Origin of the sequence: Pseudomonas sp. NPDC089918, assembly GCF_050280605.1 — a bacterium.
In the GTDB taxonomy this organism is placed as follows: Bacteria; Pseudomonadota; Gammaproteobacteria; order Pseudomonadales; family Pseudomonadaceae; genus Aquipseudomonas.
Genome location: NZ_JBNNVP010000015.1, coordinates 61,717 through 74,046 on the forward strand (window position 1 = coordinate 61,717; position 12,330 = coordinate 74,046).

Below are 12,330 nucleotides of genomic sequence, written 5' to 3' on the forward strand. Positions count from 1 at the left end.
AAGGCGGCGACACGGTCTCAAGCAGCAAGGCAATAAAAAGCCCCGCACGGCGAACCGTGCGGGGCTTTGGGTACCGCAGGAAAAGTCTTACAGGCCGGCAGCGACACGCAGGTCGTCGGCGCGGTCGGTTTTTTCCCAAGTGAAAGTGGTGAACGTATCGTCGCCCACAGTCTTGGTAGCCGGAGTGCGACCGAAGTGGCCGTACGCAGCGGTTTCCTGGTACATCGGGTGCAGCAGGTCAAGCATGGTGGTGATCGCGTATGGACGCAGGTCGAACACTTCGCGAACCAGTTTGACGATCTTGTCGTCGCTGATTTTACCGGTGCCGAAGGTGTTCAACGAAATCGACGTAGGCTGGGCAACACCGATCGCGTAGGAAACCTGAATCTCGCAACGCTCGGCCAGGCCGGCCGCGACGATGTTCTTGGCCACGTAACGACCAGCGTAGGCCGCCGAACGGTCTACTTTCGATGGATCCTTGCCGGAGAACGCGCCGCCGCCGTGACGGGCCATGCCGCCGTAGCTGTCGACGATGATCTTGCGACCGGTCAGGCCGCAGTCGCCCACCGGGCCACCGATGATGAATTGGCCGGTCGGGTTGATGTGGAACTGGGTGTCTTTGGACAGCAGCTCGGCAGGCAGTACGTGCTTGACGATCAGTTCCATCACGCCTTCGCGCAGGTCTTTGTACGATACGTCAGGGTTGTGCTGGGTCGACAACACAACGGCGTCGATACCGACAACCTTGCCGCCTTCGTAACGGCAAGTGACTTGCGACTTGGCGTCCGGGCGCAGCCAAGGCAGCAGGCCGGATTTACGGGCTTCAGCCTGGCGTTGAACCAGTTGGTGCGAGAAGGTGATCGGTGCTGGCATCAGCACGTCGGTTTCGTTGCTGGCGTAGCCGAACATCAGGCCCTGGTCGCCGGCGCCCTGGTCTTCAGGTTTGGCGCGGTCAACGCCCTGGTTGATGTCAGGGGACTGCTTGCCGATGATGTTCATCACGCCGCAGGTCGCACCGTCGAAGCCGACATTGGAGCTGTTGTAGCCGATGTCGAGAATCACGTTACGGACGATGTCTTCCAGATCGACCCAGGCCGACGTGGTGACTTCACCTGCGATGATTGCCACGCCGGTTTTCACCAGAGTCTCGCACGCTACACGGGCGAATTTGTCTTCAGCAATGATGGCGTCCAGCACCGCATCGGAAATCTGGTCGGCGATTTTGTCCGGATGCCCTTCAGACACGGACTCGGAGGTGAAGAGGGAGTATTCGCTCATCTCGATTTTTTCCTGAATTTACCGATGGTGAGTGTCGCCAGTCGGTCGCTGAAAATGGCGGACCTGAATCTGGAAACCATTACGTAAGCCTACATAGAGGCTTTCCCCGGGAGCGAGTCCCGCAGCGGTGGCCCAACGGGCCAGATCGTCCTGTTCAAACCCCAACCACAGATCACCGCAGGCCTCCCTGGCCCAACTCTGGTTGTGGCTACATAAATCTGTCACGAGCAGGCTGCCGCCCGGTTGCAGCAAGTCGGCCATGCGCTTGAGTGCTTCGGCCGGCGCGGCGAAATGGTGCAGTACCATGTTCAGTACAACGCAATCAGCCTTGAGGCTTACACCGTTCAATGCATCGGCCAATTGCAGTCTGACGTTAGCCAGCATTTCACGTTCGCAGACCTGACGGGCCAGATCGAGCATCGCCGGGCTGTTGTCCAGCGCTGTGACTTGAGCGAAACGACGCGCCAGTTCCGGCAGAAAACCGCCATCGCCAGGGCCGACTTCGATCGCCGTGGCGCCAGGACCGAAACTCAGCTTGTCGAGCAGTGCCACCACGCTGTCGCGGTACTGTGGCAGGCCGGCAATCAGGTCTTGCTGGGCGCGAAACTTCTCCGCGACCCGTGAGAAAAAGTCCTGGCTGGCCGCCGCTCGCTGCCCGTGGACCTGACCGATCCGCGACTGAACGTCAGTCGGCAGGGTCAGGTTGTCCACTTCTTCCAGCAGCGCGGCATGCAGCTTGCCGCCCAGCAGATCGGTGTGGGGCAGGGCGCGACGGTAGAAAATCGCATTGCCTTCACGACGGGTCGCCACCAGGTCGGCCTGGGCCAAAACCTTGAGGTGATGACTCATGCCAGACTGGCCAATGCCGAAGATCTGCGCCAGTTCCAGTACACCGAACGAATCGTTGGCCAGCGCGCGCAATACATTCAGCCGCAGAGGATCGCCGCCGGCCTTGCACAGGGCCGCCAGTTCATCGCAATCGTCATGTCGAATGGAAGGCACGCGTAAATTCATAAGGCCAGCAGTCTAGTGACGGTCAGAAATCATCGCAAGAGCAATATCAAAAAGTTTTGATATTGCTCGATAGATGGCACTTTTCAGCGTTAGGTTTAGTCAGCAAGCGAACAGCGGAAAGGTTTCATCAGTCGAATACGCTGTTATCCATTGGAAAAACGCCTTCGGATGACTATCTGTCATTGCCCCGAAGGCGGTCGGTGAGGGAAAATGCTCGCCTTTTTTCCGTTTCGTTTTATTAACTCTCGATTCAATATCCGCAGGAGAACAGCGATGCCCAGCCGTCGTGAGCGTGCCAACGCCATTCGTGCCCTCAGCATGGATGCCGTGCAAAAAGCCAACAGCGGCCATCCCGGTGCCCCTATGGGTATGGCGGATATCGCCGAAGTACTATGGCGTGACTACCTGAAGCACAACCCGAGCAATCCATCGTTCGCCGACCGTGACCGCTTCGTGCTGTCCAACGGTCACGGTTCGATGTTGATCTACTCGCTGCTGCACCTCACCGGCTATGACCTGTCGATCGATGACCTGAAAAACTTCCGCCAGCTGCACAGCCGCACTCCGGGTCACCCGGAATACGGCTACACCCCGGGCGTCGAAACCACTACCGGTCCACTGGGGCAAGGCCTGGCCAACGCCGTGGGTTTCGCGTTGGCGGAAAAAGTCCTGGCGGCGCAGTTCAACCGTCCCGGCCATAACGTCGTTGATCACCACACCTACGTGTTCCTGGGTGATGGCTGCATGATGGAAGGCATTTCCCACGAAGTCAGCTCCCTGGCCGGTACCTTGGGCCTGGGCAAACTGATCGCCTTCTACGATGACAACGGCATTTCCATCGACGGCGAAGTCGAAGGCTGGTTCACCGACGACACGCCGAAGCGTTTCGAGGCCTACAACTGGCAGGTGATCCGCAACGTCGACGGTCACGACCCGGAAGAAATCAAGATCGCCATCGATACTGCCCGCAAAAGCGAGCAGCCGACGCTGATCTGCTGCAAGACCACCATCGGTTTCGGTTCGCCGAACAAGCAGGGCAAGGAAGACTGCCACGGTGCCCCGTTGGGTGACGCGGAAATCGCTCTGACCCGTGAAGCACTGAAGTGGAACCACGGCCCGTTCGAAATCCCGGCCAATATTTATGCCGAGTGGGACGCCAAGGAATCCGGTCGCGCTGCCGAAGCCGAGTGGGATCAGCGTTTCGCTGCTTACTCCGCGGCCTTCCCGGAGCTGGCCAACGAGCTGGTTCGTCGTCTGAGCGGTGACCTGCCGGAAGACTTCGCGGAAAAAGCGGCTGCTTACATCGCTGAAGTCGCAGCCAAGGGCGAAACCATTGCCAGCCGTAAAGCCAGCCAGAATGCCCTGAACGCGTTCGGCCCGCTGTTGCCGGAACTGCTGGGCGGTTCGGCTGACCTGGCCGGTTCCAACCTGACCCTGTGGAAAGGTTGCAAAGGCGTCACCGCCGAAGACGCCAGCGGCAACTACATGTACTACGGTGTTCGCGAGTTCGGCATGAGCGCGATCATGAACGGCGTGGCCCTGCACGGCGGTTTGGTGCCTTACGGCGCGACCTTCCTGATGTTCATGGAATACGCCCGCAACGCAGTGCGCATGTCGGCGCTGATGAAGAAACGCATCATCTATGTATTCACCCACGACTCCATCGGTCTGGGCGAAGACGGCCCGACGCACCAGCCGATCGAGCAACTGGCCAGCCTGCGCTGCACGCCGAACCTCGACACCTGGCGTCCAGCCGATGCCGTTGAATCGGCAGTGGCCTGGAAATGCGCGCTGGAGCGTGACGATGGCCCGTCGGCACTGATCTTCTCCCGTCAGAACCTGCAGCACCAAACCCGTGATGCCGTGCAGATCGAGTGCATCAATCGCGGCGGTTACGTGTTGAAGGACTGCACGGGCGAGCCTGAGCTGATCCTGATCGCCACCGGTTCGGAAGTCGGCCTGGCCGTTCAAGCCTTCGACAAACTGACCGAGCAAGGTCGCAAGGTGCGTGTTGTTTCGATGCCATGCACCAGCGTCTTCGAAGCCCAGGACGCCGGCTACAAGCAAGCGGTTCTGCCATTGCAGGTCAGCGCGCGTATCGCCATCGAGGCCGCCCATGCGGACTACTGGTACAAGTACGTGGGCCTGGAAGGGCGTGTGATCGGCATGACCACCTACGGCGAGTCGGCGCCTGCACCTGCCTTGTTCGAAGAGTTCGGCTTCACCCTGGAAAACATCCTGGGTCAGGCTGAAGAGCTGCTGGAAGACTAAGTTCAGGTGATGTATTGCCTGTTCTGACGCTATCGCGGGCAAGCCCGCTCCCACAGGGATTTACACCGTCCATGTGGGAGCGGGCTTGCCCGCGATGGCAATAGAACATTCAACGCAACACTGACGGATTCACCACGGTAATCGAGAACCCCATGCCTCAACCGCGTCCTTACAAAGTTGCACTCAACGGCTACGGCCGGATTGGTCGTTGCGTCTTGCGTGCGTTGTTTGAGCGAGGCTCGACGGCAGGGTTCGAAATTGTCGCGATCAACGATTTGGCCGACATGGCCAGCATCGAATACCTGACACGCTTCGATTCCACACACGGGCGGTTTCCCGGTGAGGTGAGGGTCGAGGGCGATTGTCTGCATATTAAAGGCGACTGCGTGAAGGTCCTGCGCAGTGCCACCCCCGAAGGCATCGATTGGGCGTCACTGGGCGTCGATCTGGTGCTGGAGTGCTCCGGCGCTTATCACACGCGTGCCGATGGCCAGCGGTTTCTCGACGCCGGTGCGCCGCGGGTGCTGTTCTCCCAGCCGATGGCCAGCGAGGCAGATGTCGACGCCACCATCGTCTACGGTGTGAACCAGGATTGCCTGACCGGCGACGAGTTGCTGGTGTCCAACGCGTCCTGCACCACCAACTGCGGCGTGCCGCTGTTGCGCCTGCTGGATCAGGCCATTGGTCTGGAATACGTGTCGATCACCACCATCCACTCGGCAATGAACGATCAACCGGTCATCGACGCCTATCACCACGAAGACCTGCGCCGCACCCGGTCAGCGTTCCAGTCGGTGATTCCGGTGTCCACTGGTCTGGCGCGAGGCATTGAACGCCTGCTGCCGGAACTTGCCGGGCGAATTCAGGCCAAAGCCGTGCGGGTGCCGACGGTTAACGTGTCCTGTCTCGACATTACGATGCAGACCGTAAGCGATACCGACGCCACCGAGGTCAACCGGATTCTGCGCGAGGCCGCCACCCATGGCCCGCTCAAGGGCCTTCTGGCCTACACCGAGTTGCCTCACGCCAGTTGTGATTTCAATCATGACCCACATTCGGCCATCGTCGATGCCAGTCAGACCCGCGTTTCCGGCCCTCGGCTGGTGAACATCCTGGCCTGGTTCGACAACGAATGGGGTTTTGCCAATCGAATGCTGGACGTTGCAGAACACTATTTGCAAACAGCTGCACCACAACCAAAACCTGCTCTCTAAAACAGCTATCCAGGAAATGCGACCCATGACCGTGTTGAAGATGACCGACCTCGATCTGCAAGGTAAGCGCGTACTGATCCGCGAAGACCTCAACGTCCCAGTCAAGGACGGTGTTGTCACCAGCGATGCGCGAATCCTGGCTTCGCTGCCGACCATCAAGCTGGCCCTGGAAAAAGGCGCGGCCGTGATGGTCTGCTCGCACCTTGGCCGTCCGACCGAAGGCGAGTTCTCGGCCGAAAACAGCCTCAAGCCAGTCGCTGACTACCTGAGCAAAGCCCTGGGCCGCGAAGTGCCGCTGGTGTCCGATTACCTGGGCGGCGTCGACGTGAAAGCCGGCGACATCGTGCTGTTCGAAAACGTGCGCTTCAACAAGGGCGAGAAAAAGAACGCTGACGAACTGGCCAAGCAATACGCCGCCCTGTGCGACGTGTTCGTGATGGACGCTTTCGGCACCGCTCACCGCGCCGAGGGTTCGACCCACGGCGTGGCCAAGTTCGCCAAAGTCGCCGCTGCTGGCCCGCTGCTGGCCGCCGAACTGGACGCGCTGGGCAAGGCCTTGGGCGCCCCGGCGCAGCCAATGGCCGCTATCGTTGCCGGCTCCAAGGTGTCGACCAAACTCGACGTGCTCAACAGCCTGAGCCAGATCTGCAACCAGCTGATCGTCGGCGGCGGCATCGCCAACACCTTCCTGGCCGCTGCCGGTCACCCGGTCGGCAAATCCCTGTACGAGCCGGACCTGCTGGACACCGCCCGTGAAATCGCTGCCAAAGTCAGCGTTCCGCTGCCGGTGGACGTGGTGGTTGCCAAGGAATTCGCTGAAAGCGCTACCGCGACCGTCAAGCTGATTGCCGACGTGGCCGCAGACGACATGATCCTGGACATCGGCCCGCAGACCGCGGCGAATTTCGCCGAGCTGTTGAAGTCGTCCAAGACCATCCTGTGGAACGGCCCGGTGGGCGTGTTCGAGTTCGACCAGTTCGGTAACGGCACCAAAGTGCTGGCCCAGGCCATCGCGGAAAGCTCGGCGTTCTCCATCGCTGGCGGCGGCGACACCCTGGCAGCCATCGATAAATATGGCGTTGCCGAGCAGATCTCCTACATTTCTACCGGCGGCGGCGCGTTCCTCGAATTCGTCGAAGGCAAAGTGCTGCCGGCCGTCGAAGTCCTGGAAAGCCGGGCCAAGGCCTGAGGCCGCGCATTTGACCAGGCAAAGGAGTGTTCACATGGTCAGGACCTTAATGCTGTTGATTGCCGCGGGTATGCTGGCGGCTTGCGGGAGTAACCCGAAAGCCACGCCGGAACCCGCGCCGCAAACACACGAAAAAGGCTGCTACCAGGCGGATTGGCAAGCGGAAACCAACCCGGTGATCAACAAGCGTTCCGGGCCCGATGGCCTGGACAAATACGAGACACAGGTCCCGGCCAAGGAACATGGTTGCCCTTGAGGGGTCAGACTCTTTACTCAAGGCGGGCGGCGTGTGCCGTCAGTCGAGGAACACGGATGAAAGGCTTTATCGCCGTTGCGGCACTGGCATTGCTGGCAGGTTGCGCCAATTTGAACCTGTTCAACGCTGCCGAGCCAGCGGACAGCTGGACCACCTGGACCTGCGACAGCCAGGCCAAAGTGCTCTGGCGCTACACTGACATCAACCGCAAGGAAGTCGATGTTCGCCTGGGCGGTGCCGATCAGGTTTACCGTTTGAAGCTAGAGCCGGGCGCCGAAGGTTCGCTGTACAGCAACGACATGCTGGCGTTTCACGTAAAAGGTGAGGAAGGCCTGGTGTATTGGGTCGCCACCAACGATTTGATCGGCCGCGGTTGTAAAGCCGAGTAACACGATTGATTTGATTCACAGCGATCCAAATGTGGGAGCGGGCTTTTGTGGCGAGGGGGCTTGCCCCCGTTGGAGTGCGAAGCGCTCCCGAAGCCAGCGGGCGCGATGCTTCAATTAGACCGCGTCGTCCGATTTGCGACTGCTGCGCAGCCGAACGGGGGCAAGCCCCCTCGCCACAAGGTTTCAGCGACACAGGTTTTTTGTTGTACCGAATTCGCAGCCCGGGCCAACCCCCGATCTGCAATAACTTGAATAGCCGCCGCCGCTACGGCAGGCTGGCACGATTAACGACCCTCAACCGGGAGAGACACACACAATGGCACTTATCAGCATGCGCCAGATGCTGGACCACGCAGCCGAGTTCGGCTACGGCGTTCCAGCCTTCAACGTCAACAACCTTGAGCAGATGCGCGCCATTATGGAAGCCGCTGACAAGACTGACTCCCCGGTGATCGTCCAGGCTTCGGCCGGTGCCCGCAAATACGCAGGCGCCCCGTTCCTGCGTCACCTGATCCTGGCAGCCATCGAAGAATTCCCGCACATCCCGGTGTGCATGCACCAGGACCACGGCACCAGCCCTGACGTCTGCCAGCGCTCCATCCAGCTGGGCTTCAGCTCGGTGATGATGGACGGCTCCCTGGGCGAAGACGGCAAGACCCCGACCGACTACGACTACAACGTCCGTGTCACCCAACAAACCGTAGCCATGGCTCACGCCTGCGGCGTTTCGGTAGAAGGCGAGCTGGGCTGCCTGGGTTCGCTGGAAACCGGCATGGCCGGTGAAGAAGACGGCATCGGCGCCGAAGGCGTTCTGGATCACAGCCAAATGCTGACCGACCCGGAAGAAGCCGCGGACTTCGTCAAACGCACCCAGGTCGATGCCCTGGCCATCGCCATCGGCACCAGCCACGGCGCCTACAAATTCACCAAGCCACCTACCGGCGACGTGCTGGCCATCGACCGCATCAAAGAAATCCACAAACGCATCCCGAACACCCACCTGGTCATGCACGGTTCGTCTTCGGTTCCGCAAGAGTGGCTGGCGATCATCAACCAGTACGGCGGCGACATCAAAGAAACCTACGGCGTACCGGTTGAAGAAATCGTCGAAGGCATCAAGCACGGCGTGCGCAAGGTCAACATCGACACCGACCTGCGCCTGGCCTCCACCGGTGCGATGCGTCGCCTGATGGCTACCAACCCAAGCGAGTTCGACCCGCGTAAGTTCTTCGGCGCTACCGTGACTGCAATGCGTGATGTGTGTATCGCACGTTATGAGCAGTTTGGTACGGCGGGTAATGCTTCGAAGATCAAGCCGATCTCGTTGGAAGCGATGTATCAGCGGTATTTGAAGGGTGAGTTGAACGCTAAGGTTAACTGAGCCTTAGCGTTAAACCGCTGATTCAAGAAACCCGCCGAGAGGCGGGTTTTTTTGTGGGTGATTATTCTTTCAACCATCAAGCGCAGGAATTGAAATCCTTGACTTGAGACCGGCTAATGGGTGTCCCCTTATTGATGCTTATTGGTTCGGCGAAAATAAACCGGTTTCGGGAAACCATTTGCGGATTTCCGCTTCGGTCAAAATATAGAGCTTCGCTATAATATTTATTCAAATAAGTTATAAAAAACTGTCATTTGTTGCAGGTGACTTAATTGCTTGCGCCTATAACATTGTTGTTGTCCGAGCATTTTGTTCGGTTTACATCGAGGTTGTGATTATGTCCAAAGGAAAACAAAATCCAGCTTTACAGCGTGCCTATCTTTCGGAAAATACTCCGAAAGGCAATTACTACAGCGTTTTGATTAGCTTTGCTGATTATGATACCGGTCACATTGAAGGTAAGTGGGGAAAAAATCAGGCCCCCACTTCTCCTTTAGGTGCTTCAGGTTATCACCGGCTTGATGCCAGCGATGAGTCGTGTGTTAGATTAACGTTTGACGAAAATGAAAGTTGTATTTTGTTATCCATAAATCAGGAATACAAGAGGCTGTCTGGCGAACTCTACAATAAGCAGGATGGCTCTAAAGCTCATGTGGTTTTCAATCAGTCTTAGGCTGGGTATAAAAATAGCCCGTTAATTGGATCGGAATAGATGTTAACTAAATTGAATTGAGGTGTGAGCTATGAAAGAAGTTCCTAGTCTTCAGGCTACTTATTTCAGTGAGCCTGTCAATGGTACTTACTATACGCTTGGAATAAGATCAGTTGATCATGATGGTGGTAAAATTATCGGGCGTTGGGGGAAGGGGCAATTTATGGGGCACAGTTTATATTCTGGTTGGCTGCATTGGAATGGCCAAGCAAGTACGATCTATCTTGATATGGTATTCGACGTATGCAATTTGCAGTCGGATGATAGGAGCTTTAATAGATTGTACGGGACGATTAAGGGTGTTGTTGACGCTGAAAGCCATCCTATTGTGTTCAATAAGTCTAAAGACGAAATTGTTGAAGGATAATTGGTTTGCGTAGAATTCGACCGACGTAGATTTTTCGGCGCGACCGCGATGCGTGATGTATGTAACGCTTGTTATGAAGCGTTCGGTGCTGCTGGTAATGCTTCGAGGATCAAGCCGATCTCTCTGCAAGCGATGTTCCAGAATTATCTGAAAGGTGAGTTGAACGCCAAGGTTAACTGAGGCTGAGCATTAGTTCGCTGATTCAAGAAACCCGCCGCGAGGCGGGTTTCTTGTAGGTGATCACTCCTTGAAAAGCGGAAAAGAAAAGGGGACAGATTCATTTAATCGTCCCTTATTCAGTGAGTTGAGCGCTAAGGTTAATTAAGCCTGAGCGTTAAACTGCGTTGATAAAAAACCCGCCGAGAGGCGGGTTTTTTATTGGAAGCAAGTTTGCTCGCCTTGGTCCAACCGAGCCGCGATTACTCCTTCAATTCGACGTGGTCCAACGCCTGGTTCACCGCCAGTTCGCCGAGCATGACCACTTGAGCGATGCCCAGCAGGGTCTTGCGATGGGAGGTCTCCAGCAGCGCCGCGAAATTGTTGAGCATGGTGGTGGCCGAGCCCAGTGTTTCGCTGGCGTTGGCCAGCAGGGATTCGGTGTTGTACTTCGGATTGGCCAAGTACATGGGCTCGGGTTCGTTGGTGGTGGCCATGATGTTGGCGGCCGGGTTGAGGTAATGGTCGAGGGCGCGTTCGGCGGCTTCGTGGAATTTTTTTGAGTCGAGGGATTCGTAGGGTGATGCCGGGTCGGTGACCGGCGGATGCGGCGTTGATTTTGTCATTTGCTCGAAACCTGATTGGAGTGCCCCCTCTCTGGCTACTAATCAAAGTGGAGGCAACTGTACGCAGGTTAGTAGACCGGGGTTTCGAGCAAGCCGGCGCACCCGAAGGTGCCCTGCGCACAGTTACCATCAAGCGCAGGAATCGAAATCCCTGACTGACAGATGCTTATGCACCAAGCTCGAAACCACGGGCTACTAAACCCGATCACTGGAAATCAGTGACGCGAATCAAGTTACCGGTGGGCTTCAAGGCGCACAAGCCGGCGGATTCTGGCGTACCTGTAGGCGGTGACGCAAGCCGTTGTAGGCTTCATGAAGTAACGCTGAGTGTCTTTAAACGTGGGCGTTTAAATGGGGCCAGATGCCGCTCAGTGAAGTGATGGAGTTGGACATAAAGAACCTGTGGCGAGGGAGCTTGCTCCCGTTGGGGCGCGAAGCGGCCCCCCAAAAAGAGGGACTGCTGCGCAGCCCGACGGGAGCAAGCTCCCTCGCCACAATGGGTGGATTCCTGCGAGGTTTTCGGAGCTGAAGATCAAAAGATCGCAGCCTTCGGCAGCTCCTACGGGGGGGAATTATTCTGGGGGCTTGTCGGAACGCCGCACCGTCCCGAGCGGCGGCGTAGCCGTCGTAAACCGGCCGGCGCGGCGTATCGCACAGGTTTGGGGGCTGCTTCGCAACCCAACGGGGGCGAGCCCCCTCGCCACAAAGCTGCGATCTTTTAGGGATTAGGTGTCGTGATCGATATCCAGCTTGCTGAACGTCACTTCCCCGCCTTCGCTGGTGTATCCGGTGTTGTCCTGCACGTAGACGCCGGCCTTGAAGTACAGCGGTTTATCACGCCACATCGCGCTGATGTCGGTGTCCCACTGGTAGCCCGCCGCACTGATGCCCAATGCACCGCCGGGGCTGAGGTGGATGAGGTAGGAAAACTCCCGATCAAGTTTTATGCCGGTGGCGATGGTGATGACCCGGGCGGTGTCGTCGTCGGGGTGCATGCGGACTTTGGCGACGATGTTTCCGGTCTCGCTGGAGTCCTTGTATTGATATTCGAGCTTCACCATGGGCTTTTGGCTTTTGTAGGCATGGATCTGACCAATGACGATCTTGCCCGTGCTGGGTACCTTGCTGACCGTAAGGGTCGCACGCAGAAAGTTGTCTGCGGCGGGGTAGTACCAGTTTTTCAGCGTGCCATTGCTGTAGGTTTCGCGCAGTTCGGTGCGAGGGTATATCGCGTTTTCAGTGCGGGTGCCGGTTACCGGGGCCCAGAAAAACAAGGTGCCGGTGTCGGAGTGGAAGTACTGATCCTTGAAGCCGTCCACCAGTTTGGTTGTTTCAACGGTGTACGGCGGACTGCCGACAGGAACGCTGAGGTTCCAGGTTGCGAGATCGATCATATTCAAGCTTCCACTTTGTTCTGTACGCACGTGCCAGAAGCTCTAGCCCGCGCCTTCGGGCAGTCTTTATAAGCGTAGAACGG

The 12,330-nt window shown here is 57.7% G+C and carries 12 protein-coding genes and 1 pseudogene; 9 read left to right on the forward strand and 4 right to left on the reverse strand.

From position 1 onward, the window contains the following. Window positions 1-87: 87 nt before the first annotated feature. Both metK and ACQKPC_RS13195 read right to left on the reverse strand, forming a co-directional pair. Window positions 88-1,278 (reverse strand): methionine adenosyltransferase, encoded by a 1,191-nt coding sequence (gene metK / locus ACQKPC_RS13190; protein WP_008010319.1) that lies wholly within the window; start codon window positions 1,276-1,278, stop codon window positions 88-90. Window positions 1,279-1,296: 18 nt separating this feature from the next. After that, window positions 1,297-2,292, reverse strand: a complete 996-nt coding sequence (locus ACQKPC_RS13195) for an ArsR/SmtB family transcription factor (RefSeq protein ID WP_427625005.1) — start codon at window positions 2,290-2,292, stop codon at window positions 1,297-1,299. 273 nt (window positions 2,293-2,565) lie between these two features. On the opposite strand from ACQKPC_RS13195, the gene tkt reads away from it, so the two are divergent. The 9 genes and pseudogenes from tkt to ACQKPC_RS13240 form a co-directional block, all read left to right on the forward strand. After that, window positions 2,566-4,563 (forward strand): transketolase, encoded by a 1,998-nt coding sequence (gene tkt, locus ACQKPC_RS13200; protein WP_427625007.1) that lies wholly within the window; start codon window positions 2,566-2,568, stop codon window positions 4,561-4,563. A gap of 152 nt (window positions 4,564-4,715) precedes the next feature. Next, window positions 4,716-5,777: an erythrose-4-phosphate dehydrogenase gene (epd, locus tag ACQKPC_RS13205; protein WP_007894931.1), complete on the forward strand. Its 1,062-nt coding sequence runs from the start codon at window positions 4,716-4,718 to the stop codon at window positions 5,775-5,777. 25 nt (window positions 5,778-5,802) lie between these two features. Then, window positions 5,803-6,966 (forward strand): phosphoglycerate kinase, encoded by a 1,164-nt coding sequence (locus ACQKPC_RS13210; protein ID WP_007894933.1) that lies wholly within the window; start codon window positions 5,803-5,805, stop codon window positions 6,964-6,966. A 34-nt stretch (window positions 6,967-7,000) separates the two neighbouring features. Further along, complete coding sequence (locus ACQKPC_RS13215) at window positions 7,001-7,222, forward strand: hypothetical protein (RefSeq protein ID WP_427625008.1); 222 nt, start codon at window positions 7,001-7,003, stop codon at window positions 7,220-7,222. A 56-nt stretch (window positions 7,223-7,278) separates the two neighbouring features. Then, window positions 7,279-7,611, forward strand: coding sequence for an MliC family protein (locus tag ACQKPC_RS13220; protein WP_192344874.1), 333 nt, complete (start codon window positions 7,279-7,281; stop codon window positions 7,609-7,611). A 316-nt stretch (window positions 7,612-7,927) separates the two neighbouring features. Next, window positions 7,928-8,992, forward strand: coding sequence for a class II fructose-bisphosphate aldolase (fba, locus tag ACQKPC_RS13225; protein ID WP_007894938.1), 1,065 nt, complete (start codon window positions 7,928-7,930; stop codon window positions 8,990-8,992). 337 nt (window positions 8,993-9,329) lie between these two features. Next, complete coding sequence (locus ACQKPC_RS13230) at window positions 9,330-9,665, forward strand: hypothetical protein (RefSeq protein ID WP_192344873.1); 336 nt, start codon at window positions 9,330-9,332, stop codon at window positions 9,663-9,665. Between the two features lie 70 nt (window positions 9,666-9,735). Continuing rightward, window positions 9,736-10,071 (forward strand): hypothetical protein, encoded by a 336-nt coding sequence (locus tag ACQKPC_RS13235; protein WP_427625009.1) that lies wholly within the window; start codon window positions 9,736-9,738, stop codon window positions 10,069-10,071. Window positions 10,072-10,083: 12 nt separating this feature from the next. Next, window positions 10,084-10,251: pseudogene (locus ACQKPC_RS13240) on the forward strand (class II fructose-bisphosphate aldolase); the annotation flags it as partial. A gap of 239 nt (window positions 10,252-10,490) precedes the next feature. Here ACQKPC_RS13240 and ACQKPC_RS13245 read toward each other — a convergent pair. Together ACQKPC_RS13245 and ACQKPC_RS13250 are read right to left on the reverse strand one after the other, a co-directional pair. Then, complete coding sequence (locus ACQKPC_RS13245; RefSeq protein ID WP_123500154.1) at window positions 10,491-10,853, reverse strand: DUF6124 family protein; 363 nt, start codon at window positions 10,851-10,853, stop codon at window positions 10,491-10,493. 725 nt (window positions 10,854-11,578) lie between these two features. Further along, window positions 11,579-12,247 carry a polysaccharide lyase family 7 protein gene (locus tag ACQKPC_RS13250; RefSeq protein WP_427625010.1) on the reverse strand — a complete coding sequence of 223 codons (669 nt, stop codon included), beginning with the start codon at window positions 12,245-12,247 and terminating at the stop codon, window positions 11,579-11,581. Window positions 12,248-12,330 lie beyond the last annotated feature (83 nt).